Below are 26,392 nucleotides of genomic sequence, written 5' to 3' on the forward strand. Positions count from 1 at the left end.
GTCAGGAGCCGGCGATGGCCTCGTGGTGGTGGATGACCTCGGCGATCACGAAGTTGAGGAACTTCTCGGCGAACGTCGGGTCGAGCCCGGCCTGGTCGGCGAGGTCGCGCAGCCGCGCGATCTGGGACTCCTCGCGCGCAGGGTCAGCGGGCGGCATACCCTCGCGCGCCTTCAGCTGACCCACCTGCTGGGTGCACTTGAACCGCTCGGCGAGCAGGTGGATCAGGGCCGCGTCGATGTTGTCGATGCTCGCGCGAAGGCGCAACAGATCGTCAGGGGTCGAACCGGTCGAACGAGGCGAACCGGGCGTCGGTGCGGTCGAGCTCACCCGGCAATCGTAGGCACGCCCGCCGCGACGGCGTCGGGCTGTCTCACTTCCTCACGCAGCTTGTCGTTGTCGCGCTGCAGCCTGTCGACGAGGAACTCGAGGTCCCGCACCCGGCGACGCAGTTCGATGGTCTCGAGCATCAGTCGCGGGTCAGACGCCACGCGATAGCCCACCAGGGCCTTGGCCATGTCGACTCCTTCTCCGCAGACGTCGGGGGTCGCGTCGTGCGGGGTGCCCGTGCCGGGATCTCATCCGGCTTCAGGTCCGGGCATCTCTCAGAGTGACATCCGGACCACAGCCGGTCAATGCCACTGGGCGCAAACCGCCCCGACCCGGGTCACCTCCAGCCGACGCCTTTCCGCCGTCGCTTCTCGACGCCGTCACTTCTCGGGGCCATCACTTCTCCACGAACCCGACCAGACCGTCCCTGGGAGAACCCCACGTGGTCACGCACTGCTCGACGTCGCCGGGGCGCAGGTGCTGAGAGGGGCGCTCCTCGATCAGCGCGACGAGCTCACGGATGCGCTCCTCGTCTCCTTGGGCGACCACCTCGACGCGGCCGTCACCGGCGTTGCGGGCGTGGCCGACGAGCCCGAGCTCCAGCGCCCTCGCGCGGGTCCACCAGCGGAACCCGACGCCCTGCACCCGACCGTGCACCCAGACGACCGCCCGGACGGGACCGTTGTGATCCATCTGCACCACCCTCTCGGTTCAGTTGTACAACCGCTGGCCCCCTGCTGTCAGCCGCGGGGCGCACGAGGGTCAGCCGCGACGCGGACGGGGCCGCGGCTGGCACCGCGGGCACGAGAACGACGAGCGGTTCATGAAGGCCTCGCGGCGGATCAGCGTGCCGCAGCGGTCGCACGGGCGACCCTCCTGCCCGTAGGCGTGCAGCGACCGGTCGAAGTAGCCGGAGGCCCCGTTGACGTTGACGTACAACGCGTCGAAGCTCGTCCCGCCCTCCCCCAGCGCCGCCAGCATCACGTCGTGGGCGTGGTCGAGCACCCGTGACAGGGTCGGCTTGGTCAGCGAGGAGCAGAGCCGCTCGCCGTGCACCTGTGCCCGCCAGAGCGCCTCGTCGGCGTAGATGTTGCCGATCCCGGCGACGAGGGTCTGGTCGAGCAGCGCCCGCTTCACCGCGGAGTCGCGCGACTTCATCCGCCGCACGACGGCGGCCTGGTCGTAGGCCGCCTCGAAGGGGTCGGGGGCGATGTGGGCGATGGTCTCCGGGACGAGGTCGTCGGTGAGCTCGGCCAGGGCCATCCCGCCGAACGTCCGCTGGTCGACGAACCGCAGCTCGAGCCCGTCGTCGGCGAAGGTGAACCGCGCGTGCAGGTGCTTCTCCTCCGGCGCGTCCGACCCCTCGACGAGCAGCTGACCGCTCATGCCGAGGTGCGCGATCAGGCCCTGGCGGTGGCCGTCAGGGGCACGCAGCACCAGCCACAGGTACTTGCCGCGTCGACGCGCCTCCTCGATGTGGTTGCCCGCGAGTTGGGCGGCGAGGTCGAGCGGACCGGGCAGGTGCCGGCGGGCCACCCGCTCGCCGCGGAACTCTGCGACCGCGATCGTGCGCCCGACCACGTGGTCGGCCAGACCGCGCCGCACCACCTCGACCTCGGGGAGCTCAGGCATGGGGCCACTCACGCATGGGGCAACTCAAGCATGCGAGGCCGACATCCCTGCCACTCGGCTCGACCGAGGTCGGTATGCCGGGGTCTCACCTACGAGGGCGAACCCGCCACGGCGTCCTCGTCGGCCGCGGCCGGCGCGTGGGCGAGGTCGGTGGCCCGCGCAGTGAGGGCCCGCCAGGCCAGCTCGGCCGCGCGCTGCTCGGCTTCCTTCTTCGACCGGCCGCTGCCGGCCCCCAGCACCTCGTCGCCGACGACGGCGCGGGCGTGGAAGGTCTTCTCGTGGTCGGGGCCCTCTTCGTCCACGCGGTACTCCGGCACACCCTTGGCCGTCGCGGCCGAGAGCTCCTGGAGGCTCGTCTTCCAGTCCAGCCCGGCGCCGAGGGTGGCGCTCGCGGCCATCAGCGGGTCGAGGAGGTGGTGGACCAGGCGCGCGGCGGCGGCCATGCCGCACGACAGGTAGACCGTCCCGATGACGGCCTCCATGGTGTCGGCGAGGATCGAGGCCTTGTCGCGGCCTCCCGTGCTCTCCTCACCACGGCCCAGCATCACGTGGTCCCCGAGGCCCAGGGTGCGGGCCACGTCGGCGAGCGCACGCATGTTGACCACCGCGGCGCGCAGCTTCGCGAGCTGGCCCTCGGGCAGGTCGGGGTGCGTGGCGTAGAGGGTGTCGGTGACGACCAGCCCGAGGACGGAGTCGCCGAGGAACTCGAGGCGCTCGTTGTTGGGCAGGCCGCCGTTCTCGTACGCGTACGAGCGGTGCGTGAGGGCACGCAGAAGCAGCGACTCGTCGATCGTTCCGTCCACCACCTCGGTGAGGTGCTGGACGAAGTCGTCGACGGGCCGCCGCATCGCGCTGTCCCCACTGGGGGACTGAGTGGCACTCACGCGAGGATCAGACCGGCTCAGCCCTGGTGCTCGGTGCGCTCGGCCGGCGTGTAGTGCCGACCCTTGTACGTGCCGCAGGACGGGCAGGCGATGTGCGGCTGCATGGCAGCCTTGCACTGGGGGCACGTGGTGAGCGTGGTCGCCGTCGCCTTCCAGTTCGCACGACGCGAACGGGTGTTGGAGCGCGACGTCTTCCGCTTCGGGACAGCCACGTCAGTTCCTCTTCTCTTCGGTGTTGCTCTGGTGGTCGCCCAGACCGGTGTTGCCCGGCCTGGGGGTGCTTTCGGCGGACAGCGCGGTGAGCGCGGCCCATCGGGGGTCGAGCACTTCGTGGTGGTGCTCGGGGTCGTCAGCCAGGTGGGCCCCACACTCGGAGCACAGGCCCGGACAGTCTTCCCGGCACACGGGTTGGAACGGCAGTGCAGGCACCACCGTGTCCACGAGCACGGGCTCGAGGTCGAACAGGTCGCCCTCCAGCACGTGCTCCTCGGTCTCGTCGTCGTCCGCGCCCACCTCACGGTGGTGGGCCGCGCGATCGGCGTAGGCGAACAGCTCCTGGAACTGGCCGTCAACCTCGTGGCTGACGGGATCCAGGCACCGCACGCAGGCGCCGGTTGCCGTGGCTCGGGCCGAGCCGGTGACCAGCACGCCCTCAACGACGGACTCGAGCCGCAGTTCCAGCTCGATCGGGGACCCTTCCGGGACCGCGATGACGTCCGTGCCGAAGTCGGCAGGTGCCTCGACGGTGCGCTGGAGGCGTTCCATGGAACCGGGTCGCCGACCGAGGTCCGTGGTGTCGAAGACCAGCGGCGATCGGGGGTTCAGGTGTTCCATGGCTCCAGCAGACGTCGAGTGACTCGGACTTCACCTCGGGCGAGGACAAGACCGACGCACGAGATTACCGGAGCGCGGGCCACTCCCCCAAATGCGCGGGTATGCCGCCGCCGTCGGGTGTGCCCGTGCCGGTGGGTTCAGCGTGTCACAACGGACGGGACGGCGCGCTCGAGGGCCTCCCCCAGCACCGGGGCCAGGGTGCGGACGTAGGTGGCGGTGAGGTGGTCACCGGCGCGGTGGATCGACACGTTGCCGATGGCCACCGGGCAGCTCGCCACCGGGCAGATCCACGCCGTGAGGTCGACCAGCGGGGTCCCGGACGACGCCGCGGCCGCGCGCTGGGCGGGCAGCCCGCTCCCGGCCACGGCAGGGTCGCGGTCGAAGGCGCACCGGCTCAGCTCGTGGGGGTGGCGGGCGGTGCAGACGTCGAGGTCATCGGGCGACAGGGGGCTGTCCCCCAGCGCCACGACGGGCACCCCGGCGTCGCGCAGCTGTGACCAGCGGGCTGCGAGGCCGGAGACCAGGGCCGCCCGGGTGGCATGCGCACCGTCCCACGCCGACCCGGCATACCCGGAGGTCAGCAGGAGGTCCGGTGGGTCGGCGCGCAACCGGTCCAAGACCCGCCGGTTCCACTCGTCGCAGGCCGGGTAGGGGCGGCCCTCGTTCTGGGCGTGCCCCGCCGCCCATGCGCACGAGGACTTGCCGTACGTCACGATCCGCCAGCCGCGGCCGGGAGCCAGCCGCTCCAGCGCCGGCAGCCACTGCATGGCCTTGGAGTCGCCCACGAGCGCCACCGTGGTCGGGCCGTCGGCGACCCCGAACTCGCAGGCCACCGGTTCCTCCGCGAGCCGGTCCACCTGGCACCGGTCCACGTCGGCCGACGGGCGGTCCTCGCCCGCGAGCTGGGGGTCGGGGGTGAGCCACTCCCAGTCGTCGACGGCATACCTCGCGGGATCGGTGCTCGGCGGTGACGAGAGCGTCGAGGCACCCAACCTGTCGACCGAGGGGCGCGCACCGGCGACGGGCGTGGTGCGGAACGGCGACGACGCCTGCACCAGCGGCAGCGCCGCGAGCGCGCCCACGGCCGAGAGCGCGACCCCCAGGGCGAGCACCGGACGGGTGCGCGCGGCAAGCGCGCGACTGTGGTGGATCGGGCTCTCGAGGAACCGGTGGCTCACCCAGGCCGGGACCAGCGACACGGCCAGCACGAGCACACGCTGGGTGGTCGTGATCCCGTCGAACGCCCACTCGGTCAGCACCACTGCCGGCCAGTGCCAGAGGTAGATCGAGTACGAGAGAGCCCCGAGCCAGACCATCGGCGCGCTGCCGAGCACCCGCACCGGCCCGCCGGGCGCCCCTGACCAGCCGGCAAGGAGCACGGCCGCCGCCCCCAGCGTCGGCACGAGCGTCCAGGGCCCCGGAGTGGTCGCGCCTGCCGGCAGCCAGGCTGTGGACCCGAGCACCGCCGCGAGCCCGACCCAGCCGAGCACGGCCCACGGCACCGGGCGAGGGCCGCCTCCCCCGCCTGACGGGGCGTCGGTGTGCCGGCTGCTCGTCTCCCGCACTGCGCACCAGACCGCGAGCGCCGCACCGACGCCCAGCTCCCAGGCCCGCGTCGTGGTCACGAAGTACGCGCTGTCGGGGTCGACCTGACCCAGCCACACGGCATACGCGAAGGACGGCACGGCGATCGCGCCCAGGATCCCGCCGACGACGGCCGGCCCGGGTCGCCGGCCCAGCCGCCTCAGGACCAGGGCCAGGGCGATCAGGGCGAGGGGCCACACGACGTAGAACTGTTCCTCCACCGCGAGCGACCAGAAGTGCTGCACCGGCGAGGGGATGCTGTCGGAGGCGAGGTAGTCGACGGCGCGGTGCGCGAAGACCCAGTTCACGACGTAGAGCGCGGCCCCGGCGACGTCGGAGCCGATGTCGCGGCGCCGGAGCCCGGGCACGACGAACCACGCCACCAGCGCGGTCACCACCAGGACGAGGATCGCGGCCGGCAACAGGCGGCGGATGCGTCGGCCGACGAACCGGGTCCAGCGGATCGTGCCGGTCGTGACCAGCTCACGCACCAGGATGCCCGTGATGAGGAAGCCCGAGATGACGAAGAAGACGTCGACGCCGAGGAAGCCGTTCGGGAGCGGCAGTCCCGCGTGGTAGAGCACCACGAGCAGGACGGCGACGGCGCGCAGCCCTTCGATGTCGGGCCGGAAGCGGGGCGTCCGGGGGTCCGTCGAGGTCAGGTCACCGCTCCTGGAGGCGGGCCAGCAGCGCGTCCCGCACGCGATCGCTGACCAGCCCCGAGATGTCGCCACCGTGGGCCGCGACCTCCTTGACCAGCGAGCTCGAGATGTGTTCGAGGCTCGGGTCACCGGGGAGGAAGACGGTCTCGATCCCGGTGAGGTGGCGGTTCATCAGGGCCATCGGCAGCTCGTAGGCGAAGTCGGTGCCGCCGCGCAGGCCCTTGACGATCGCGCTCGCGCCGACCTCTCGGGCGACGTCGACGAGGAGGCGGCCGGCGAAGAGCTCGACGCGGACGTTGTCGAGGTCACCGCACGAGTCGACGATGAGGTCGCGTCGCTCCTCGGGGGTGAAGGTGCCGCGCTTGGCCGGGTTGTGCAGGACCGCCACGACGACCTCGTCGTAGAGGGCCGCGGCTCGCCGGATCACGTCGGCGTGCCCGAGCGTCACCGGGTCGTAGGAGCCCGGGCACACGCAGCGGCGGGCCCCCACCTGCCCGGGTCCCGCCTGCGTGGTCTCAGCACTGGTCACACGGGAACGCTAGCAGCGCGTGCGTGGCCGTCGGACTCGCGTGCCGGCTACTCGTCCTCCTCCTCGCTGGCGGGCAGCAGTCCCTCCTTGTGGGCGCAGACCACGATCTTGCGCACGTTCGTGATCGACCCGGCCCCCTCGTCGAGCAGCTCGTTCCGGCGGGTCGCCCACGCGACACCGAGGTCCTGGCGGACCTTCTCCGACACGTCCTCACGGGCCGGGTTGAGGATCGTCTGCTCCTCCTCGCCGATGTGGTGGTTGAGGGCCTTGGCCAGCTCCTCCACGGCGTCGTCGAACTTCTGGGTGTCGGTGCCCTTGCACTCCAGGAGCGCCAGCAGGGCCTCGTTGCCCTCCGCGTGCTCCTCCTCACCGTGCTCCGCCTCGTGGGCGGTGATCGCGCGCTTGCTCTTGAGCTGCGTGTAGACCTTCTCCTCCTCGGCCTCCCCATGGGCGATGAGCACGGCGGACAGCGCGGTGCGGGCGGCCTCGCGGTCGGCGGTGGCGTCGCGCAGGTCACGCAGGAGGGCTTCGAACAAGCGGTGGTCGTCGAGGATCAGTTCGACGATGTCACCGTCGATGGGGCGGGGGATCTCGTAGTGCGTCATGCGCATACCCTCCTCCACCTGCGCTGATGCCACATCTCGGGAGTGGGCGGAGCGGCTGGTCCCACCCATCGGACACCCGTTTTGGTCTCCTTCGACAGGTGCGACACGGTGGAGGGGTCCTGACCTCCATCGGAGAGAGAGCCACATGCTCACCCTGACCGAGAACGCCAGCACGATCGTGAAGACCCTCGTCGACCAGAACCTCAGCACCGAGGACGCCGGTCTGCGGTTCAGCCAGGAGGGCGTCGACTCCGGCGGCCTGACCGTCACGACCGCGGAGCAGGGCCTGCCCGGTGACGCCGTCGTCGAGCAGGACGGCGCCAAGGTCTACCTCGACGAGACTGCAGCCGTGGCGCTGGGCGACCAGGTGCTCGACGCCGCTGTCGACGAGACCGGCGGGGTGCAGTTCAGCCTGCTGCCCTCGGCGCCGGCGGTCTGACCGACCAGCGTACCGACGACGGAGCCCGACCGCAGCGCGGTCGGGCTCCTTCGCGTGTGGGCGTGATCGTGCCCGGGTCAGGCGACGACGTCAGGCATCCGCGGCCCGGCGAACCAGATCTTGGTCTCGCCGTAGCGGCGCTCACCCTCGAGCTCGAGCACGTCCGGCCACGCCGGCTCGGGCGACCGCGCCGACCGCTCGACGACGACCAGGGCGTCGGGGGCGAGCCACCCGCCCGTCGTCAGCGCCGTGAGGTCAGCGGTGAGCGCCTCCTCGCTGAGGTCGTAGGGCGGGTCGAGGAAGACCAGCGTCTGCGGCTCGGAGGGCGGGGTGGCGAGGACGCGCTGCACCGTCGCGTGCCGCACCGTTGCCCCCGGTATGCCGAGGGTGTCGGCGTTCTGTCGGGTCACCTTCGCCGCCGCCTTGTCCGACTCCACCAGGAGGACGGTCACCGCACCGCGGCTGGCGGCTTCGAGTCCCAGGGCGCCCGAACCGGCATACAGGTCAACGACCTTGGCACCCACCAGCACCTCGAGGTGCTCGAGGCGCGAGAACAACGCCTCGCGCACGCGGTCGCTCGTGGGTCGCGTGCCGGAGCCGCCCGGGGTGGCCAGCCGCATGCCTCCGGCCCGGCCGCTGATGATCCGCGTCACGGCGGCAAGGTAGCAGCGAGAACCCTCAGGGTGCGTGCACCGTGGGGTCGTCGCGGAGCACGTCGAGCAGCAGCGCCTGCACCGTGTCTGGGCGCTCCAGAGCCGGCAGGTGCCCAGCCCAGTCGAGCTCGACCAGCTCCGCTCCCGGGATCTGCTCGGCCAGCAGCCTGGCCACCTCGCCGAAGTGGTCGAGGTCGTGCGCCCCCGACACCACCACCGTCGGCACCGCGATGCTCGCCGGGTCGACCTCGACGCGACGGGGCTCCGGACCCGGGTCGGCCTGGTCGGCCGCGATCTGCACGTCGAACGCGTGCCGCTGCATGAGCGTGAGCAGGGCCCGCGCCGCGGCATCACCCTCCGGCCCCAGGAACGTGCGGACGTTGAGCTCCACCGCCCCGTCGACATCTCCCGCCTCCAGCAGTCGCTCTTCCTCGGCACCGAACGCCTTGACCGACTCGGTCGGCTCCAGTCCGCGGTACGCGGCGCACAACAGCACGAGCGACGACACCCGCGCCGGGTGCAGTGTGGCCAGCTCCATCGCCACGCGGCCCCCCAACGACGAGCCCACGACCGCCGCGTCAGTCACCCCGAGCTGCTGGAGCAGCGCATCCACGTCGTCGGCGTCCGCGTAGGCGCCCGGTGGCTGTGGCGTCTGCCCGAACCCCCTCAGGTCCGGTCTGATCACCCTGAACGTGTGGGCCAACGCCGGCGTGATCGCGTCCCACATCCGTCGATCAGCCACCCCCGCATGCAGCAACACGACTGCCGGACCAGCACCTTCGTCATCATGGGAGAGCAGCATCCACTGAGCGTATTGCCGCCCACACGACAGCGCTCCCCCTTGTCTCGGAGGCACCGGCGTACGGGCGGAGCATCAGCCGCGGTCGAGGAAGGCTGCCTGCTCGGCGTCGACCCGCTCGGCCACCGCCCGAGCGAGTTCGGGGTGCTCGACCAGCTCGGGGTCGGCGGCGACCAGCTCGGCGGCGTCCTCCCTGGCCTGCAGGATCACCTCCTCGTCACGCACCAGCGACAGGAACCGGAAGCTCCCGCGTCCCATCGCCCGACCTGACCGCCCCCCTCCGCTCTGCCGGCCGCTGAGCACATCACCGGTGCCGCGCAGCTCCAGGTCGAGACGCGCCAACTCGAAGCCGTCGTTGGTCGCCGCCACGGCTTGCAGCCGTTCGACCGACGCCTCTGCCGCGGACGACGTCATCAGCAGGCAGAGCCCGGGGTGGACCCCACGACCGACGCGGCCGCGCAGCTGGTGCAGCTGCGAGACCCCGAACCGGTCGGCATCGACGATCACCATGACCGTGGCGTTCGGGACGTCGACCCCCACCTCGATGACGGTGGTCGAGACGAGCACGTCGATCTGGCCCGTCGTGAACGCACTCATCACCGCGTCCTTGTCCTCGGGAGCCATCCGCCCGTGCAGCACCGCGATCGTGAGCCCCGCGAGGGCCGGGTTCGCGCGCAGGACCGACTCCACGGCATACACGCTCGCCATCTCGCGTGGCGGCGCGGTGACCTCGCCCTCCTCGCCGTCCTCGCCGTCCTCGCCGGACGGGACGAAGACGTCGGAGATCTCCTCCTCGTCGGGAGACGCGGCGGAGCCGGCGGCCTGCGAGTCGCCGTCACCGATGCGCGGGCAGACGACGTAGGCCTGGCGACCGGAGCGCACCTCCTCGGCGATGCGCTCCCACGTGCGCTGCACCCACGCCTCACGTTCGGCGGGCACGACGTGCGTGGCGATGGGTGACCGACCGCGGGGGAGCTCGGCGAGGGTCGAGGTCTCCATGTCGCCGAAAACTGTCATGGTGACGGTGCGAGGGATGGGGGTAGCGGTCATGACGAGCACGTGCGGAGGCTGAGAACCCTTCTCCCGCAATGCATCTCGTTGCTCAACTCCGAACCTGTGCTGTTCGTCGACGACGACCAGCGCGAGGTCCTGGAACTGCACCTTCTCCTGGATGAGCGCGTGGGTGCCGATGACGATGCCGGCGTCGCCACTGGCTGCCTGGAGGAGGTTCGCGCGGCGAGCCGCCGTGGGCTGGCTGCCGGTCAGGAGGGCGACGCGTGTGCCGATGTCGCTGCCTCCGAGGAGGCCACCCTCGGCGAGGTCGCCCAGCATCGTCGTGATCGAGCGATGGTGTTGCGCCGCAAGGACTTCCGTGGGCGCGAGCAGGGCTGCCTGACCGCCGGCGTCGACAGCTGCGAGCATGGCCCGCAGCGCGATGATGGTCTTGCCCGAGCCGACCTCGCCCTGCAGCAGACGGTTCATGGGCACGTCCCTGGCCAGCTCCTCGGCGAGGGTCGCCCCGACAGCCTTCTGCCCGTCGGTCAGCTCGAACGGCAGCCGGGCGTCGAAGGCAGCGAGCAGCCCACCGGCCCGCGGAGTGCGCGCCACGGTGCGGTCGGCGGCCTGCCGCGCGCGCCGCTGGGCGAGGAGGGTCTGGAAGACCAGCGCCTCCTCGTAGCGCAGGCGCTGCCGGGCCCGCTGCACCTCGGGGTAGGCCTTGGGGACGTGGATGCCGCGCAGGGCCTCGAGCCGGCCGGGGAGCCCGTGCCGTCTACGCAGGTCGGCAGGCAACGGCTCGGGCACGTCTTCGAGGTGGTCGAAGACGATCCGCACGCACTCGGCGACGGTCCAGTTCTGCAGCCCCTTGACCTGGAGGTAGACGGGGATCGGCCCGCGCTCGGTGGCGGCCACGCCGAGGTCACCGTCCACCTTCTGGTAGGCGGGATGGGCGAGCTGCCACCTCTTGCCGTACATCCCGACCGTGCCGGCGAACACCGCACGGACACCCGGGACCAGCGCATCCTTGTGTCCCCACGCCTTGAAGAACACGAGGTCGACCTCGTTGCGACCGTCGGTGATCGTCACCGTGAGCATCTCGCCGCGCCCGCTCTTGGGCCGTCGCGTCGCCGCGGTCTTCACCTCGGCGACGGCGACGACGTACTTGCCCAGGTGCAGGTCGGACAGGTCGGAGGTGTGCTCGAGGTAGCGGCGCGGCCAGAACTCCAGGAGGTCGCCGACCGTCACGAGGTCGCGGTGCTTGGCGAGGTTGCCGGCAGTCCGCACGCCGAGCACCTTGTCGAGCTTGGTGCGCTCGTCGACCACGCCTACTCGACCCCGAGCAGCAGTGGGTAGTGCGGCTGGCCCCCGTCGATGACGCTGACCTCGACGTCGCGGTGACCCCGCTCGATGCGCTCCCCCAGCGCCTCGGCCAGGCCCTCGGGCGCATCGGCGCCGCCGATCACGGTGACGAGCTCGCCGCCGCTGCTGAGGAGCCGCGCCACCACGTCGATGGCCACCTCCTCGAGGTCGGACCCCACGATCACGACGTCGCCGGCCACGGCACCCAGCACGTCACCCGGCTCGCACGGGCCGGCGCTCGTGAGGGCCTGCTTGCTGGCGACGGCCACCGCGCCATGCCGGGTCGCTGCTGCGGCGTGGGACATCTGGGTCGCATTGCGGGAGCCGGAAGCCGCGGCGTCGAAGACCGCGAGCGCAGCCAGGCCCTGCACGGCGGTCCGCGAGCGGACGACGTGCAGGGTGATGCCCTCCTGCTCGGCGGCGCTGGCCGCGGCCTCGGCCGCCATCACGGTGTCGCCGTCGTTGGGGAGGACCACCACCTCCAGTGCATGGGCCGACCGTGCGGCATCGAGGAGCTGCCCGGCCGAGGCGCGCCGCCCGGGACCGCTCGCCACCACGACGGCGCCGGCCTCCTGGAACACCTCGGYCAGCCCGGAGCCGGCAGCGCAGGCGACGACGGCCACGTTGGCGGCCGGCGTCACGCGAGCGACCTGGTCCTCGAAGTGGGTGACGCGCACGCGGTAGGGACGACCGGCGTCGATGCCCGCCTCGATGGCTGCCCCCACGTCGTCCACGTGGACGTGGACGTTCCACAGCTCGGGGCCTCCGACCACCAGCAGCGAGTCACCGAGCCCGTCCAGGGTCGAGGTGAGGGTGGCCACCCGCTCCTCATCGGAGTCGCGCAGCAGGTACATGACCTCGTAGGCCGGGCCGTCGAGGATGAGGTCGCCCTCACCGGTGGGCGCTCCCCCCGCGGCACCGGTCGGCTCGACCACTCCGCCGACCTGGCTCCAGTCCTCGCGGCGGCGCATCGAGTCGTCGGCGAAGACCTCCATCCGCTCCCCCACGTGGGTGCCGTCCTGGTGCACGACCCGGGCGAGCGCCTCGAGCAGCAGCAGGTAGCCGGCCGCACCGGCGTCGACCACCCCGGCCCGCGCGAGCGCGGGAAGCTGGGCAGTCGTGGCGCGCAAGGCCTCGGTGGCGGCGTCGAGGGCGGCCTCGGCCACCGCGGCCAGCCCGTGCCCGACGGCTGCGGCACCAGCCTCGGCAGCGGCGCGGGCCACGGTCAGGATCGTGCCCTCGGCGGGGCGGGTGACGCTCGCGTAGGCACGCTGGCTCGCCCGCTCCATGCCGTCGGCGATGATCTCAGGCCCGGCCTGCTCCAGCCCCGACTCGGCGATCGCCTCGGCGAACCCGCGCACCAGCTGGCTGAGGATGACCCCGGAGTTGCCGCGAGCGGTCAGCAGGAGCGAGCGCGCCAGGGCCGAGCACTCCTGCTCGAGCGTGGCCGCCCCGAGGATGCCGGCCTTCTCGTGCTCGGTGCGCACGGAGTCGAGGGCGGCGTCGAGGCTGAGGTAGAGGTTGGTGCCCGTGTCGCCGTCGGGGACGGGGAAGACATTGAGCGCGTCGATCTCGGCCCGCCGTGCCGCGAAGGCAGCGCGGGTGAGCACGGCCCATCGCCTCGCGTCCACGGCGGTGAGGGCTTCGAGCACGGTGGCAGGCTAGCCGCAGACGCCGTCAGCAGCCCCGTTTTGGCCGTTGCGGCACACCTCGGCTACGCTTGACCGGTTCCCGTGGACCTCTACGTCGCTGGCTTGTGCCCGCGCGAGGAGACACCAGGGACCACCCCATTCTTGTACCAATCGATTTCAGGAGAACACCCGTGGCTGCCAACTGCGACGTCTGCGGCAAGGGACCGAGCTTCGGTCACAACATCTCGCACTCGCACCGCCGCACCAAGCGTCGCTGGAACCCCAACATCCAGCGCGTCAAGGCGCTGGTGGGCGACGCGGGTGTGACCCCGAAGCGTCTCAACGTCTGCACCTCGTGCCTCAAGGCCGGCAAGGTCAAGCGCTGACCCTGCCCCCGCGGCATACCGAAACGAGCCGATCTCCCCGCCGGGAGGTCGGCTTCTTTCATGTCTGGCTGCGGAAGTGGTCCCAGCCCCGCGCCTGCTGGACCACCCCGTCGAGCGTGACGCCGTCGCCTGCCTCCACGACGCCGATGGTGCGCCAGCCGTCGGGGACGTCTCCGGGAAAGGTGGCGAGCAGGCTGTGCTCCTCACCACCGGCGAGCACGCACTCCCAGGCCGCCCCGCCGACGACGGGCTCGAGGGCAGCCTGGTCGTCGTAGAGGCCGGTCGGCGACAACGCGAGCCGCACGCCACTCGCCTCGGCGATGCGGTGACCGTCGCGCAGCAGCCCGTCCGACAGGTCGATCATGGCGCTGGCGCCAGCCCGCGCCCCCTCGGGCCCGGCTGCCAGTGGCGCGACCGGACGCAGGTGGTGGGCCAGGCACGAGCGGAGTATGCCGTCGGCGACGGCGCCGGGGTCAGCGCCACCGTGGAGCAGGGCCAGCCCGGCGGCAGAGCGGCCGAGGGAGCCGTTGACCGCGACGACGTGGCCGGGGCGTGCACCGCTGCGCAGCACCGGCTGACGACCCCCGAGGTCGCCCAGCGCGGTCACGGACACCATCAGCACGCCCGCGGGCGCCGACGAGAGGTCGCCACCCGCCACGGCCACGCCGGCGGCGGTGGCCCGCTCCCCCAGCACCCGCGCGAACTCCACGGCCCAGTCGAGCGAGGTCGCGGGGTCTGCGACGAGGGACACGAGGATCGCGGTCGGGGTCGCGCCCATGGCGGCGATGTCAGCAAGGTTCTGGGTGAGCAGCTTGGTCGCCACGTCTCCCGCGCTCGACCACTCATCGAGCCAGTCGCGCCCGCGCACCATGGAGTCGGTGGTCGCGACCGTGGTGGGCCCCGTGCGCAGGACGGCGGCGTCGTCACCTGGCCCGACCGACACCGCCGACGACGCCGGGAAGAACGGGAAGATCTGTCGCAGGAGCTCGGACTCGGAGACATCGGCGAGGGTTCGTGCTGCCGTGACCATGACTTGACCTCCTCGTGACGGGTCGGGGGAGACGGGCGGGACACGGGCACGGTAGCGTCTGGCGTGGCCGAGGCGCGCCCCGGCCGTGCAGTTCTCGCGGGACATCACGTCCTGTGCAGACCCAGTCCGTACCGCAGTGATCCGTACAGCAGTCATTCGTACCGGTAACAGCTGAACCTTTGACAGAGAGTGTGAGGTGCCACGTGGTGGTCCAGGCCTACATCCTGATCCAGACCGAAGTCGGCAAGGCGGCGTCCGTTGCCGAGGCCATTGCCGGTATTGCCGGTGTGGTGCTGGCCGAGGACGTCACTGGTCCGTACGACGTGATCGCGCGCGTCGAGGCCAACACCGTCGACGAGCTGGGCAAGCTCGTCATCGCCAAGATCCAGGACGTGCCGGGCATCACCCGCACCCTGACCTGCACCGTCGTCCACGTCTGAGCGTTCGACCGACGTGTGCCGCGCCCGCCTGAGGGCAGCGCGCCCACTGCGCTCCACGACCACCGGCCTCCTCGTCCTCGGGGTGGCCGGTGGTCTGCTTTCTGGCTGCTCCAGCCTCGTGCACGTCACTCCCCCGGAGCACGCGAGCCAGTGCGAGTCGGTCGCCTCGGCCTGGCCGGCCACGGTGGGTGGTCGGTCGCCGCGCGGCGTCGACGTCAACGGCGGGGTGAAGGGCGACGCGGCCGCCTGGGGTGACCCGGCCATCATCGCCACCTGCGGCTGGCCCGCGCTCGGACCCACCGACAAGGAGTGCCTCGACGTCGACGGCGTCTACTGGGTGGTCGAGTCGCTGAGTGACGGGGTGCGGTTCACGACCTTCGGTCGGGAGCCCGCGATCGAGGTCCTGGTCCCCCATGCCTATGCGCCGGAGCCGCTGTTGCTCCCTGCGTTCGGAGCCGCCGCGAAGGCGTTGCCCACCAACGGCCGCAGGTGCGACTGAGCGGCGACTGGCCCCGGCCTGAGCAGCGACTGGGCCGCGGGCGGTCGGTCGTGGGCGCGTCACCACGGGCCTCCGCCTAGGGTGGCCACGTGAGCCACTTCGGCGTCGAGCCGGTCTCCAGGGACGCGCCCGAGCTCCGCGGCCCGCTGTTGATGAACCAGAGCTGGCGAGACCTGACCTTTCTGCACTGGGCCGTCGACCCGGCTGCGGTCGCCCCCCTGATGCCGCCCGGCGTGCGCCCGGACACGCTCGACGGAGTGACGTACGTCGGCCTCATTCCGTTCCGGATGGTCGGTGCCGGCATCGGCGGTGGTCCCGGAGTCCCGTACCTGGGGTCATTCCTCGAGACCAACGTCCGGCTCTACTCGGTCGACGAGACCGGCCGCCGCGGCATCGTGTTCCTCAGCCTCGACGCCGATCGAGCCGCGGTGGTGATCGGTGCGCGGCTCACGTTCGGGCTCCCCTACCGCTGGGCGCGGATGAGCCACGAGGTGAACGGTGACGTGCACACGTATGACCTACGGCTGCGTTCTGCGCGTCCGACGAGAAGCCATGTGGTGGTCCGCGTGGGGGCGCTTCGCGAGAGCACGGCGCTCGACGACTTCCTCAGCGCCCGGTGGGGCCTGCACGTGCACTGGTGGGGTCGGACCCTCTACGTCCCCAACCGTCACGAAGCGTGGCCGGTGCACGACGCGCAGGTGCTGGCGCTCGATGACGCTCTGGTGAGGTCGGCGGGTCTACCCGGCCTGACGACGCGGCCGCCCGATCATGTGGCGTTCAGCCCCGGGGTGCACACGGTGTTCGGCTACCCCGGGGACGCGGCCCGCCCTCGCCGGCGGACTGAGCCACGTGCTCGTACGGATGGCGAGAGCCGGCCCGACGAGTGGTGACCTTCGCCCCTGTCTGACCAGGTCGAGCCCGGCAAGGCTCAGGTTGGAACCACACCCACGGTGGACAACCAAGGCGGTCACCATGACAACTCGCCTGGCAGCGAAGCCCGTCGCACAGCGGCGCGGTGTGGTGTGGGCCTGGCTCTGCGTGGCCCTGATCCCAGTCGGGTTTGCCGTGTCCGTGGGCGCCCTCTTCGCGCTGGCCACCTCGTGGGGCGTCGACCTTCTCCCGGCTCGGGGGGCTGCCCACATCAGCGTGGTCCAGGGACTGCTCCTCGGATGCACGTCGACCCTCATCGCCCTGGTGGCTCCCACCTCCGCTGTCATCCTGGCCGTCCGTGCGGAGCACGCTCGCGAACGGTCGGCCAAGGCGGCACGGATCGTGTCGATCGCCTTCCTCGCGCTGACGCTCGTCGCGTACACGCTGATGGTGAGCCTCTTCGGGTTCGTCGGTGCCGCCGTGGTCGGCGCGGTCCTGTACTACGCGCTGCGCCGTCGCGCGAGCGACTAGCGATGGGCAGCAGGCGGACGCGAAGGAGACGGACGTGCATCAGTCGGACCAAAGACCCTCCCGGTCTCGAGGTGCACGGCAGAGGCTGGAAGCACACGACGGAGGCATGTGATGAAGACCGACAAGCAGCTCGCACCGAGTCCCTCACGAGGGAGAGCAGGTGAGGGCGCGGCCTTGGCACGGGCCTGGACCTCGGTTGGGCTCATCCCCGTCGCCTTTCTCGTGGCGTTCGCAGTGGGCCAGGGACTCTATGCACTGCTCGGATACAAGCCCGAGGACGCGGTCGTGCCGTTGTGGGTGGGCTTGGTCGCGAACGTGCCGGGGATTCTTCTGTTCCTCCTCCCCTGCGCAGCGGCAGTCAGGTACGGCAGCAGGGCCCGGTCGGAAGGCCGCCCGGCAGGAGTCCTGCCCGCTGCCCTGGGTGCGGTCCTGGGTATCTGGATGGTGGTGCTGGCGACCGTGACGCTGGTATCCGGGTCGTGACGCAAGGCGTGAGACCGTTGGCTCATCGAGCCGCCGCGTTCTGGGGCGACAGTGTCCGGTCGACCGCGTTCTTCAGCTCATGGAGGGCGTCACGAGCATGGGGTCGTCTCCGGGAACCGTGAGGCCGGGCAGCGCATCCGGTGCGACGAGGACGACCACCCCGAGGACGAGCAGGACGACCGCTGTGCCGTACGTGGCCGTTCGGCGCCACGGCAGGACCTTCTCGATCGCGATGAAACCCGCCACGACCGCCATCCAGACGACACTCATGACCCCCAGAGCGAACAACGACGCCATGAGGGCCCAGCAGCACCCCACACACCACGCACCGTTGGCGGCACCCATGCGCAGGGCGCCCGACCATCCACCGCGCCACGACCCGAGCAGGGTGCCGAGCGGGCTCCGGCACTTGCCGAGACAGACGTTCTTCAGCGGTGTCAGCTCATAGCCAGCAGCCAGGATCAGCACTGCGCCCGCGATGGGACGACCGGCGCGGTCCCAGGACAGCTCGCCGCCTGCGACACGGCTGGCTGCCCACCCGAGCAGGAAGGCGACGACACCGGCAGCAACCCACGTCACGAGGTAGCCACCGGCGAAGACCAGCGGCATCAGGCGCGACTTCCTGCTCATCCGCGCGTACAGGGCAATCGTCGGAGCGACGGACGGGAACATCATCGCCGCCATCATCACCACCCAGACGCTGACGAACCAACCAAACGAGCCGAGGGCCGTCCAGGGGCCGTTGTCCATGCCGCGCATGAGCCTGACCGACCACCACCAGGCTGCGGCGGCAAGGAGGAACAGGAGCACGACGAGTCCCCACTGCGCGCGGCTGGCGAGAAGCGCAGGGCGCAGACCTCCGCGGGCTCCGGGGGGCGCCGACCTGATGTCGGTCATGGCCTCAGGCGGTCCACGCAAAGTCAGACTTCGACAGCCCCGTCTTCCCTTCGTACTCGATGCCGAAGGCGCTGATCCGCGACCGCTTGGCCTCCGCCATGGTCAGGTCCGAACCGACTGGGTGGAACATGCCTGAGAACTTCACCGGCTCCCCGGACTCCACCCCGAACGGAACAACGTCGGCGATCTCGAAGTCGATCGAGCTCCCGATGCGCACGCTGTGCCGCAGCCCGTCGTCCTCGATGTCGATCGTGGCCCGCTCGACGCCCAGCATCTCGCCGATCAGTGGTGCGAGTCCTGCCATCGGCCCACCCAGCTGTCCACTGAAGACCTGGACGAGCTGCTCGAACTGGGCATCGGTGGCGCGGTCGTCGACGAACACGCCCACTCGCCAGTTGCCCTCGGTCATGACCTTGGGTGTGTCGGCAATCAACGCGACCTTGCATCCCCCGATGTCGGTGCTGTCGACGGCACCTTCACGGATGTTGAAGACGAGCGTCACACGACAGAAGTCGTAGGTGGCACCGTGATCGAGCGACAGGTTGCACGGGCACATGAGCTCGCACGAGCACGTCTCGACATAACTACCAGCCAGGTTCCAGGACATCACATCTCCCTTGACCCCTCGACAGAAGTCTCCCGCCACAACCCATGAGCGTCAACGGCCACGGACCCCGCTCACGACGCCGGAGGTGGGGGGAAGTCCCTGCCTTCCGGACCATGGGATCAGGCGTGCCGGTATGCCGGGTCGAGGGCGCTCACGCCGAGGCCCGTCGCTCGACGAGCGCCTTGAGATTCGCCAGCTCCTTGCGGGCCTCACCGGGACTGAGGACTGCCATCTCCACGATCCTTCCGACGGGACCGAAGCCGCGGGGCCAGTGCGTGGCTGCGCTGAGGTGCAGGTCGGTGCCACCGGAGCGCGCGCTGAGCCGTGAGGTCACCTCGAGGTGCAGACCGAAGTACGCCTCTGTCCTCGTCACCAGTTCGTGAGGGGCGTCGGCGCTCAGCACGGTGGTGCGAGCGGCCAACGGGCCCCGCTTGGAGACGTAACTGGATCCCGGTGCTCCCGGAGGCCCGTGCACGTCCTCGACCACCGGCCTCCCCGTCTGCCAGTCCGGGATGCTGGTCGGGTCGACGTACGAGCGCCAGACCTGCACCGGCGTGGCCTCGATCCAGACCGAGTACCTCAGGACACCCATGCGCTCCGCCTCCTGTCACGCGAGACGCCGACTCCCACCAGCGTACGCAGCAGCGCCGCGACACGAGGTCCGTCCGTCCCGTCGAGCCGGCCCTGGGGCCCTTCGCCATCACACCTGGGCCCGCACCGGACTGCGCGCCCCCGTCGTGGAATTGGTCCAGGCCCTCAGAGGTGTGGTACGGCAGACCTCACGCCACGCGGGAAGGGAAGGCGAAGTGCCCGTCTGCCGCCGTCTCTTCTCGGTGCACTGAAGCAAGCCGGTCGGCGTCGCGCTCGGGGAGGAAGCCCGAGTCCCGGCAACAGTCGTGGCACACCGCCACTGCGCGCAGACCAAGGTGGACGACCTCGATCAGGTGCGGGTGGCAGACCGTGTCAGCGTCATGGTGGTGGTCGCGTCGATGGACCGCGTCGACGGTGCAGGCAGCCACCGGGTCAATGGACTGCTCGGGTGTCGAGTCGAACATCGGGTCCGCCCTTCCGGAGGTCGTGTCACTCCCTCCATGGAACCCCGGTCGGACGCTGCCGTTGATCGGGTGATGGGCTGGACTCTCCCGACGAACGGACGAGCCCGTGAGCGGGGCACGCTGCGGTCGTCGCCCAGCACGGTGGCCTGCAGGCGCACCTTGCGGAGCACCGCCGCCACGTCCCCGTCCTGGTCGACGTGCACCGAGGGCTGGTTGCGCGTCCGGCCGACCGGGTCGACGGCGCCCCTCGATTGAAGTGGTGCGCAGCGGCACTCACTGCTGGACGGCCCCACACGGCCGAATGGCCGTCCGGTGGCATCAGTGGGGAGACTGGTCGCATGACAGGACCTGATCGCGACCGGGACACCGGGGGCCGGGCTCGCCAGGCAAGGCCCCGCGACGCTCTGGGGCGCCCGCTCCCCTACGGCGCGGAGGGTGTCGAGCCGGTGTCGGAAGAGCCCTTGCCCCCGGAAGCGACCCTGGCGGCAGCCCGGGAGCTCGTGGGCGCAGGCCGACCGTTCTCCGCCCATGAGGTCCTGGAGGCACGGTGGAAGGCCGGGCCGACCGAGGAACGGGACCTGTGGCAGGGACTTGCCCAGGTCTGTGTCGCCATGACGCATGCAGCCCGCGGGAACCAGGTCGGTGCGGATCGGCTCTTCGCACGCGCAGCCGAGCGGCTCGACGCGTTTGCGGCGACGGGGCGCCCGGCCTACGGCGTCGAGCTGGACTCAGTGGTGGAGCGGGCGCGGATCCTCGGAACGCTGTGAGCGCTCGGCGCCAGCGACTCAGCGCAGGCCGACGGGGCGGGTGAGGGCGAGCTGGATGAGCTCGTCGATCAGCTCGGGGTAGGGCAAGCCGGTCGCCTCCCACATCTGGGGGTACATCGAGTGCGGGGTGAAGCCGGGCATCGTGTTGATCTCGTTGATGATCACGTCACCGGTGTCGGTGTAGAAGCAGTCCACCCGCGCGAGTCCCTCGCAGCCCAGCGCCTCGAACGCCGCGGCGGCGAGCCGTTGCACCTCCGCTGACACCGAGTCGGGCACGTTCGCCGGGCACGACAGCACGGCGCCGTCGTCGAGGTACTTGGCCTCGAAGTCGTAGAACTCGTGCCCACCCTCAGCCGTCACCTCGATCTCACCGACGTGCGACACCCTCGGCGCGTCCGTGCCGCGACCCTGCAGCACGGCGCACTCGATCTCGCGTCCCACGATCCCCTGCTCCACGATGACCTTGCGGTCGTGCTCACGCGCGAACTCGATTGCTGCCTCGAGCGCCTCCGGCGAGGACACGCGCGAGATCCCCATGCTCGACCCGGCCCGCGACGGCTTCACGAACACCGGGTAGTCGAGCGCTCCGACCGCGTCCATCGCCGCCGCCTTGTCCCGCTGCCACTGGGAGTCGGTGATCACGACATACGGGCCGACGGGAAGCCCGGCACCAGCGAACAGGACCTTCATGTAGTGCTTGTCCATTCCCGCAGCCGAGGCGAACACCCCCGAGCCGACGTATCGGATGTCCGCCATCTCAAGCATCCCCTGGATGGTGCCGTCCTCACCGAAAGGCCCGTGCAGCAAAGGAAAGACGACATCCACCTCCCCCAGCGACTCGGGCACCTGGCTCGGCTCCAGGGTCGTGAGCGTGCGGTTGGTGGTCGAGAGCGGCACCACGACGGCAGCTCCTTCACCCGAGACCTCGGGAGTGCTGTCCGAGGTCAGCTGGAGCAGGTCTGGGTCGCCGTCCGCGAGCACCCAGTGGCCGTTCCGCGAGATGCCGATGGGGATCACGTCGTAGGCGTCGCGGTCGATGGCCCGCATCACCCCTGCTGCGGTGGCGCACGACACGGCGTGCTCCGACGAGCGGCCACCGAAGACGATGGCGACGCGAGGCTTGGAGGGCGCGGGCTGGTCAGTGCTCATCGCCGACGAGCGTATCCCGCCCATTCGTCGGGCACCTCGCACGGCTCGCACGGCCCCCCGCCTACGCTGGCAGCGTGAGCCACGAGCACCTCTCCCCCGCCTCCCGCGTCGTCGCCCTCGGCCGCCAGCCTCGTATGCCGGGTGCGGGCGTCAACGCGCCCCTCGAGTTCACCTCGACCTACCTCGCCGACGGCCCGGTCAACTACGCGCGCGGGGGCAACCCCACGTGGTCGGCCTTCGAGGAGGCGCTCGGCAGTCTCGAGGGTGGGGACGCCCTGGTGTTCGCGTCGGGCATGGCAGCGGTCTCGGCAGCCCTCACGCTGGTGCCGCATGGCGGCTCGGTCGTGGTCCCGTCGCACGCGTACAACGGCACCACGGCGCTCCTGGACCAGCTCGCCTCCACCGGCGCCGCGGTCGTCCGCCGCGTCGACCCGACCGACCAGCAGCAGGTGCGCGCAGCCCTCGAGGGCGCGGCGATGCTGTGGGTCGAGTCGCCCACCAACCCGATGCTCGAGGTCTCCGACGTCCGCGCCCTGACCGCGATGGCGCGCGAGGCTGGCGCGCTGACCGTGTGTGACAACACCTTCGCCACGCCGTTGGTGCAGCAGCCGCTCAGCGACGGCGTCGACGTGGTGCTCCATTCGGTGACCAAGTACCTGTCGGGCCACTCCGACGTCATCCTCGGCGCGTTGGTCACGCCTGCGACCGATGCCGGCCGCGAGCTCGGCGGCCGGCTCGCCACGGCCCGGCTGCTCAACGGTGCGATCGCCGGCCCGATGGAGACGTGGCTCGCCCTGCGCGGCCTGCGCACCCTGCACGTGCGCCTCGAGCGGGCGACGGCCAACGCCCGCGAGCTGGCCGAGCGCCTCGCCGGCCACCCCGGTGTCGAGACCACCCGGTACCCCGGCTTCGGCGCCATCATCGCCATCGAGGTGCCCGGTGGGGCGGAGGGCGCCGAACGCGTTGCTGCCGCCACCGAGCTGTGGACCCACTCGACCAGTCTCGGCGGGGTCGAGTCGCAGATCGAACGTCGCCGCCGCCACCCCGCGGAGCCAGCCACGGTTCCCGAGGCCCTGCTTCGCCTGTCGGTGGGCATCGAGGACGTCGACGACCTCTGGTACGACCTCGACCGCGCCCTCGGGAACGGCACGGCTGCCACCTGACACCCGCCTCCCCGGCGTGGCCGGCCGACCAGCTCAGGCGCAGAGGCTGACGACGGCCACGGTGTAGGAGCGGGTGACCGAGGCCGTCGAGGTCCACGTCGTCGCACCGTAGTTGCGGTTGGCCTGCACCCAGGCCGTGCCACCGGCGATGGCAGTGACGATCGTCGTGGAGGTCCCGGCAACGGTGGTCGTCTGGGAGCCTCCGGAGCCGTAGTGGACGGTGTAGCTCGTGGCCCCGGCGACAGCGGTCCAGTTGAACGTCACGGACAGCACGCCGAGGGTGCCGCAGGTGAAGGTGGCCGGAGCAGGGACCGTGGCGGTGCTCACCGTGCTGCCGGAGACCGCCACGGCATCACCCCAGGCCGCCCGCGCAGGTGCTGCGTGGACGGCCCCGAGACCGAGGACCACGACCCCGACGCAGGCCCGACGCACCCCGCGCGCGAGGTGTTCAGGGATCCGTCGGCTGCCCAAGGTCCTCCTGCCCCGAGGGACCAGCCGAGCCCTCTCGGGGGTGCCAGCAGACCCACCTCGCGTGCCGTCTCCCACCCCGCCCGCGCCGGGTCGGTTCGTGAGGATCGTGAGGAGCAGCGCGGCATACCCCGCCAGCACGAAGACGCCCGGCGGGCGCGAGAGCCACGCGATGACGCGACCGGCTCCGGCCACGGAGGCGACCACGCGCGGCGCCGACCGGACCTCGTACGACTGCTCGTCGGCGCGCGCGTTGGCGTCCCCCTTCAGCCGCAGCGTCGCCGACGCTGCGTGGCGGCTGATGGAGACGATGCGGTGGGTGACCTGGTGGTCGCCGTCCGCGACGGTGACGACGTCTCCGGTATGCAGCCCTGCCGCCGACACGGGGCGGACGAGGGCAAGGCTGCCCGCCGGGATCGATGGGGACATCGACCCGGACAGCACGACCACGGGGCGCAGCCCGCACACCGCACCGGCCAGCACCATGAGGAGGCACAGGCATCCGATGCCCGCACCGATGGTCAGCGCGAGGTCGCCCGCTCGGTGGAACAACTGTCGAGAGCTCATCGGCTCACTGGCTCGCGGTGAAGGTGAGTGAGACGTTCGTGGTGGCGCCCTGCAGTGAGCTGGCCGCCGTGCTCGGCAACGTCGCCTGCACGCAGAGCGTCTCGGACGCCCCGACCGCGAGGGATCGCTGGGTCGCCGGGGCGCCCACGAGGTTCCCCGAGAAGGCGGTGCCGGTCTGGGCCAGCGCGGTGCCGGCGCAGGTGCGGGCCGGGGCAGTGCCGGTCACGGCGGAGTCAGCGGTCACCTTGACGACCAGGGCAGCACCGAGGCCCTTGCCGTCGGCGTTGCTGGCGGCGGCCGTCGCGTAGTAGGTCAACGGGACAGTGCCGGCGTTGCGCACGGTGAGGACGCCCGCAACGGTGTTGCCCGGCACCATCCCGCTCAGGCTGAGGTCCGTGTAGGACGGCACCGAGTCGAGGGTGTTGACCGTGAGGTCCAGGGTGCCGGACGAGATGGTCACGCCGGTCACCGGCACCGTGTCGCTCCAGAGCGCGTAGGTGCCGTTCACCCCGACGAGGAGGACGGCGCCCAACCCGAGCGCGGCCCGGGCCCGGACGGACTTGCGATGGCGTGGTTCGGTCATGCGTCTCCCCCATCAGTCGTGTTCCGCGATCGGTCCCGGAGCGATCCGGCGAACATGGCGGCCGCGTAGGCGAGCAGGGCCGCCGCCGCGAGATAGACGAGCTGTTGGTGCTCCCGCCCGCTCAGGGCGGCGTAGAGCCGTCCGAGCTGTGGCACGGCATACCAGACCTCGCCCTTGACCTGCACGGGTCTGACCCAGCCCGGGTCGGTGACGTCGTTGGCATCCCCGCGGGTCCGGAATGAACGGGCGCCCGCACCATCGACGGCCTGCGCGACGACCCGGTGCGTCACGACCTCGGGCTCGCCCGACCGCAGCTGATAGGTGATGACCGCCCCGACCCCGATCGACTCCGGCCGCACCGGTCGCACCACGACCAACGTGCCTGCGGGCAGGGACGGGCTCATCGAACTGGTCAGCACGGCATACGGGGTGGCGCCGAACACTCGCGGGATGATGACCGCCACGACCAGGGCACCGCCCGCGGCGAACAGGACTCCCCAGGCGAGCGCCGCCAGGACGAACCCCGACGCGCCTCGGGGGCTGGTCCGGAGGGGACGGCTCGCCTCGACCACCGGCCGGTCGGTCACCGACGGTCAGCCGTCGTGGGTCTGCGATGCGACGAGGTTGACCCCGTTGAGCGTCGCCGTGAGACCTTGACTCGCGTCCGTTGCCGCCGGGCCGTCGAAGACGACGACCACCGAAGCCTGGATCTCACCCGTGCCGGTGTCGTCGGCGGACGTGACGTGGGACTTCGCGACGCCGTTGACCATGAAGGTCGCCGAGGCGGTCAGCTCGCTGGTGAGGGGGTTCGTGGCAGCCCACGAGGGCGTGTCCACGGCGAGGTCGGCGCCGAGGTGTGCACCCGTTGCCACGAGGTCGACCGTGCAGACCTTGGTCAACGTGTCACCGGGGACGAGCAGCTGCGTGGTGAAGGCGGCCCCGCCGTCCAGCGTCCAGCCTGCTCCACAGTCCGGTGTCCCCAGGTCCAGCCGGCCGCTCGCGATCGTGCCTCCGGGCACCGTGCCGCTGTCGTTCCAGTACGCCAGTGTCCCGGCTCCTCCGAGCAGCAGCACCGCTGCGGCCGCGGTGGCCAGTGCGCCCTTCGTAGACTTCTTCATGGTGGTCCCTTCCCAAGCGGCCAGCCGCTACCAGCGGGCCGCATCGCGTTGATCCGTCCCCGTGAAGACGGCGCACACGCCGCAGTCCTTACGCAGTGGAAGACACACCACCCGAATCGCCGCAAGGAGCGGACGCCCGCCGACCTGATGCCGCCAGAGACGCCGGTCACGATTGCGTCGCAGCGAGGCTCTCCTCCTCGGCTCGGCCCGGCGTCGCTGATGTACTTCGGCGATGGAGAGCATGCCGCCTGATCCGCGCACGGCTCATGCGTACGACGACCGGCCGCGGCACACAGCCTTGATCGTGTCGGGATGGGTCCTTGCCGGCGTCCTCGCGTTCTTCGGCCTGCTCGGGGTCATGGCGTTGGGTGTTCCGTCGGACCCCTGTGTGCCCGGCGACGCCCAGTGCGGGCCGGAGCCAACGACGGTGGCCGGGGTCGGGCTGCTACTGCTCCTCGTAGCCGGGGTCGCCGCCGCGTGGTCCATGTTCTGGCACGTGCGGGACCGGAGCTACCGATTCTGCGCTCCGCCGAACTGGCCGCAGCCGCCCCACAGGTGGAGTCCACCCAGGGGATGGGTTCCGCCGCTTGAGCTGCCTCGGGCGCCTCATGGTTGGCAGTTCTGGCAGTAGGGCAGCGAGCTCTGATGGGCGGCGTGGCGTTGCTGGTGGCGGGCGGCGGAGCGGTCGTCGTCGCACTGTGGAGGCGGGGCCACCCTTCCTCGCCATTCCAGTACGCCCCTGTAGCCCCCAGACCCTTGGCGTGAGGCCCAATGGCGCTTCTGGAACGGGCGCACGTGGACCGACTTCACAGCGTGAGCTGTGCCGGCTGTCCATCTCGGC

33 protein-coding genes are annotated in these 26,392 nt (G+C 71.2%); 9 read left to right on the top strand and 24 right to left on the bottom strand.

The genetic code is table 11. The annotated features are described in order from the left end of the window. Position 1: 1 nt before the first annotated feature. The 10 genes from AC1DX8_RS06510 to AC1DX8_RS06555 all read right to left on the bottom strand — a co-directional run bounded on the left by AC1DX8_RS06510 (position 2) and on the right by AC1DX8_RS06555 (position 7,058). The gene (locus AC1DX8_RS06510) at positions 2–328 is read right to left on the bottom strand and encodes a chorismate mutase (RefSeq protein ID WP_477629107.1); all 327 of its coding nucleotides are present in this window, start codon (positions 326–328) and stop codon (positions 2–4) included. Beyond that, positions 325–516, bottom strand: coding sequence for a hypothetical protein (locus tag AC1DX8_RS06515; RefSeq protein ID WP_344131125.1), 192 nt, complete (start codon positions 514–516; stop codon positions 325–327). The genes AC1DX8_RS06510 and AC1DX8_RS06515 overlap by 4 nt, the downstream gene beginning before the upstream one ends. Positions 517–724: 208 nt before the next feature. Further along, entirely contained in the window at positions 725–1,021 is a 297-nt protein-coding gene (locus tag AC1DX8_RS06520; RefSeq protein ID WP_477629108.1) for an acylphosphatase, read from the bottom strand. 69 nt (positions 1,022–1,090) lie between these two features. Continuing rightward, positions 1,091–1,960, bottom strand: a complete 870-nt coding sequence (gene mutM / locus AC1DX8_RS06525; RefSeq protein ID WP_477629109.1) for a bifunctional DNA-formamidopyrimidine glycosylase/DNA-(apurinic or apyrimidinic site) lyase — start codon at positions 1,958–1,960, stop codon at positions 1,091–1,093. Positions 1,961–2,049: 89 nt separating this feature from the next. Continuing rightward, complete coding sequence (gene rnc / locus AC1DX8_RS06530; protein WP_477629236.1) at positions 2,050–2,808, bottom strand: ribonuclease III; 759 nt, start codon at positions 2,806–2,808, stop codon at positions 2,050–2,052. A 53-nt stretch (positions 2,809–2,861) separates the two neighbouring features. Next, on the bottom strand, positions 2,862–3,056 hold the full coding sequence (rpmF, locus tag AC1DX8_RS06535) for a 50S ribosomal protein L32 (protein WP_056922518.1): 195 nt from the start codon (positions 3,054–3,056) through the stop codon (positions 2,862–2,864). A gap of 1 nt (position 3,057) precedes the next feature. Continuing rightward, entirely contained in the window at positions 3,058–3,678 is a 621-nt protein-coding gene (locus AC1DX8_RS06540) for a YceD family protein (protein WP_477629110.1), read from the bottom strand. A 137-nt stretch (positions 3,679–3,815) separates the two neighbouring features. Next, positions 3,816–5,996: an acyltransferase family protein gene (locus AC1DX8_RS06545; protein ID WP_477629111.1), complete on the bottom strand. Its 2,181-nt coding sequence runs from the start codon at positions 5,994–5,996 to the stop codon at positions 3,816–3,818. Next, positions 5,926–6,453: a pantetheine-phosphate adenylyltransferase gene (gene coaD, locus AC1DX8_RS06550; protein WP_477629112.1), complete on the bottom strand. Its 528-nt coding sequence runs from the start codon at positions 6,451–6,453 to the stop codon at positions 5,926–5,928. Before coaD ends, AC1DX8_RS06545 begins: the two co-directional genes overlap by 71 nt. 47 nt (positions 6,454–6,500) lie before the next feature. After that, complete coding sequence (locus AC1DX8_RS06555) at positions 6,501–7,058, bottom strand: hemerythrin domain-containing protein (RefSeq protein WP_477629113.1); 558 nt, start codon at positions 7,056–7,058, stop codon at positions 6,501–6,503. Between the two features lie 145 nt (positions 7,059–7,203). Between AC1DX8_RS06555 and AC1DX8_RS06560 the strand changes: the two genes are divergently transcribed. Then, positions 7,204–7,497, top strand: a complete 294-nt coding sequence (locus AC1DX8_RS06560) for an iron-sulfur cluster assembly accessory protein (RefSeq protein WP_477629114.1) — start codon at positions 7,204–7,206, stop codon at positions 7,495–7,497. Between the two features lie 77 nt (positions 7,498–7,574). Here AC1DX8_RS06560 and rsmD read toward each other — a convergent pair whose 3' ends face one another. The 4 genes from rsmD to AC1DX8_RS06580 all read right to left on the bottom strand — a co-directional run bounded on the left by rsmD (position 7,575) and on the right by AC1DX8_RS06580 (position 12,959). Next, positions 7,575–8,150 (bottom strand): 16S rRNA (guanine(966)-N(2))-methyltransferase RsmD, encoded by a 576-nt coding sequence (gene rsmD / locus AC1DX8_RS06565; RefSeq protein WP_477629115.1) that lies wholly within the window; start codon positions 8,148–8,150, stop codon positions 7,575–7,577. Positions 8,151–8,175: 25 nt separating this feature from the next. Beyond that, complete coding sequence (locus tag AC1DX8_RS06570; RefSeq protein WP_477629116.1) at positions 8,176–8,952, bottom strand: alpha/beta fold hydrolase; 777 nt, start codon at positions 8,950–8,952, stop codon at positions 8,176–8,178. 72 nt (positions 8,953–9,024) lie between these two features. Next, positions 9,025–11,271 (bottom strand): ATP-dependent DNA helicase RecG, encoded by a 2,247-nt coding sequence (locus tag AC1DX8_RS06575; RefSeq protein WP_477629117.1) that lies wholly within the window; start codon positions 11,269–11,271, stop codon positions 9,025–9,027. 2 nt (positions 11,272–11,273) lie between these two features. Beyond that, a complete protein-coding gene (locus AC1DX8_RS06580) occupies positions 11,274–12,959 on the bottom strand; it encodes a DAK2 domain-containing protein (protein ID WP_477629118.1) in 1,686 nt (561 codons plus the stop codon). 170 nt (positions 12,960–13,129) lie between these two features. Between AC1DX8_RS06580 and rpmB the strand changes: the two genes are divergently transcribed. Beyond that, entirely contained in the window at positions 13,130–13,324 is a 195-nt protein-coding gene (gene rpmB, locus AC1DX8_RS06585; RefSeq protein WP_055814433.1) for a 50S ribosomal protein L28, read from the top strand. A gap of 58 nt (positions 13,325–13,382) precedes the next feature. Here rpmB and thiL read toward each other — a convergent pair whose 3' ends face one another. Further along, entirely contained in the window at positions 13,383–14,354 is a 972-nt protein-coding gene (gene thiL / locus AC1DX8_RS06590) for a thiamine-phosphate kinase (protein ID WP_477629119.1), read from the bottom strand. A 206-nt stretch (positions 14,355–14,560) separates the two neighbouring features. On the opposite strand from thiL, the gene AC1DX8_RS06595 reads away from it, so the two are divergent. The 5 genes from AC1DX8_RS06595 (at position 14,561) to AC1DX8_RS06615 (ending at position 17,177) form a co-directional block, all read left to right on the top strand. After that, complete coding sequence (locus AC1DX8_RS06595; RefSeq protein ID WP_056884115.1) at positions 14,561–14,794, top strand: Lrp/AsnC family transcriptional regulator; 234 nt, start codon at positions 14,561–14,563, stop codon at positions 14,792–14,794. A 13-nt stretch (positions 14,795–14,807) separates the two neighbouring features. Next, on the top strand, positions 14,808–15,293 hold the full coding sequence (locus AC1DX8_RS06600) for a DUF3515 family protein (RefSeq protein ID WP_477629120.1): 486 nt from the start codon (positions 14,808–14,810) through the stop codon (positions 15,291–15,293). Between the two features lie 89 nt (positions 15,294–15,382). Then, positions 15,383–16,183: a YqjF family protein gene (locus tag AC1DX8_RS06605; RefSeq protein ID WP_477629121.1), complete on the top strand. Its 801-nt coding sequence runs from the start codon at positions 15,383–15,385 to the stop codon at positions 16,181–16,183. 82 nt (positions 16,184–16,265) lie between these two features. Then, on the top strand, positions 16,266–16,694 hold the full coding sequence (locus AC1DX8_RS06610) for a hypothetical protein (RefSeq protein ID WP_477629122.1): 429 nt from the start codon (positions 16,266–16,268) through the stop codon (positions 16,692–16,694). Between the two features lie 111 nt (positions 16,695–16,805). Then, positions 16,806–17,177, top strand: a complete 372-nt coding sequence (locus AC1DX8_RS06615) for a hypothetical protein (RefSeq protein WP_477629123.1) — start codon at positions 16,806–16,808, stop codon at positions 17,175–17,177. Between the two features lie 72 nt (positions 17,178–17,249). On the opposite strand, the gene AC1DX8_RS06620 is transcribed toward AC1DX8_RS06615, so the two are convergent. From AC1DX8_RS06620 to AC1DX8_RS06635, 4 genes are all read right to left on the bottom strand, one after another. Continuing rightward, the gene (locus AC1DX8_RS06620) at positions 17,250–18,074 is read right to left on the bottom strand and encodes a DUF2182 domain-containing protein (protein WP_477629124.1); all 825 of its coding nucleotides are present in this window, start codon (positions 18,072–18,074) and stop codon (positions 17,250–17,252) included. Positions 18,075–18,078: 4 nt separating this feature from the next. Then, entirely contained in the window at positions 18,079–18,681 is a 603-nt protein-coding gene (locus AC1DX8_RS06625) for a DUF1326 domain-containing protein (protein WP_477629125.1), read from the bottom strand. 151 nt (positions 18,682–18,832) lie between these two features. Further along, on the bottom strand, positions 18,833–19,273 hold the full coding sequence (locus tag AC1DX8_RS06630; protein ID WP_477629126.1) for an SRPBCC family protein: 441 nt from the start codon (positions 19,271–19,273) through the stop codon (positions 18,833–18,835). 187 nt (positions 19,274–19,460) lie between these two features. Next, on the bottom strand, positions 19,461–19,736 hold the full coding sequence (locus tag AC1DX8_RS06635) for a hypothetical protein (protein ID WP_477629127.1): 276 nt from the start codon (positions 19,734–19,736) through the stop codon (positions 19,461–19,463). 338 nt (positions 19,737–20,074) lie between these two features. Between AC1DX8_RS06635 and AC1DX8_RS06640 the strand changes: the two genes are divergently transcribed. After that, positions 20,075–20,503 (top strand): DUF309 domain-containing protein, encoded by a 429-nt coding sequence (locus AC1DX8_RS06640; protein ID WP_477629128.1) that lies wholly within the window; start codon positions 20,075–20,077, stop codon positions 20,501–20,503. Between the two features lie 18 nt (positions 20,504–20,521). Here AC1DX8_RS06640 and AC1DX8_RS06645 read toward each other — a convergent pair whose 3' ends face one another. Then, positions 20,522–21,652 carry a D-alanine--D-alanine ligase family protein gene (locus AC1DX8_RS06645; RefSeq protein ID WP_477629129.1) on the bottom strand — a complete coding sequence of 377 codons (1,131 nt, stop codon included), beginning with the start codon at positions 21,650–21,652 and terminating at the stop codon, positions 20,522–20,524. A gap of 74 nt (positions 21,653–21,726) precedes the next feature. Between AC1DX8_RS06645 and AC1DX8_RS06650 the strand changes: the two genes are divergently transcribed. Next, positions 21,727–22,815, top strand: a complete 1,089-nt coding sequence (locus tag AC1DX8_RS06650; protein WP_477629130.1) for a trans-sulfuration enzyme family protein — start codon at positions 21,727–21,729, stop codon at positions 22,813–22,815. Positions 22,816–22,848: 33 nt separating this feature from the next. On the opposite strand, the gene AC1DX8_RS06655 is transcribed toward AC1DX8_RS06650, so the two are convergent. The 4 genes from AC1DX8_RS06655 to AC1DX8_RS06670 are packed head-to-tail and all read right to left on the bottom strand — an operon-like array spanning position 22,849 to position 25,551. Further along, entirely contained in the window at positions 22,849–23,850 is a 1,002-nt protein-coding gene (locus tag AC1DX8_RS06655; RefSeq protein ID WP_477629131.1) for a signal peptidase I, read from the bottom strand. Between the two features lie 4 nt (positions 23,851–23,854). After that, complete coding sequence (locus tag AC1DX8_RS06660) at positions 23,855–24,433, bottom strand: TasA family protein (protein WP_477629132.1); 579 nt, start codon at positions 24,431–24,433, stop codon at positions 23,855–23,857. After that, entirely contained in the window at positions 24,430–25,020 is a 591-nt protein-coding gene (locus tag AC1DX8_RS06665) for a signal peptidase I (RefSeq protein ID WP_477629133.1), read from the bottom strand. Before AC1DX8_RS06665 ends, AC1DX8_RS06660 begins: the two co-directional genes overlap by 4 nt. A gap of 6 nt (positions 25,021–25,026) precedes the next feature. Next, positions 25,027–25,551 carry an alternate-type signal peptide domain-containing protein gene (locus tag AC1DX8_RS06670; protein ID WP_477629134.1) on the bottom strand — a complete coding sequence of 175 codons (525 nt, stop codon included), beginning with the start codon at positions 25,549–25,551 and terminating at the stop codon, positions 25,027–25,029. Between the last annotated feature and the right edge of the window lie 841 nt (positions 25,552–26,392).

The sequence above is a fragment of the Pedococcus sp. P2_A3 genome (genome assembly GCF_056405035.1).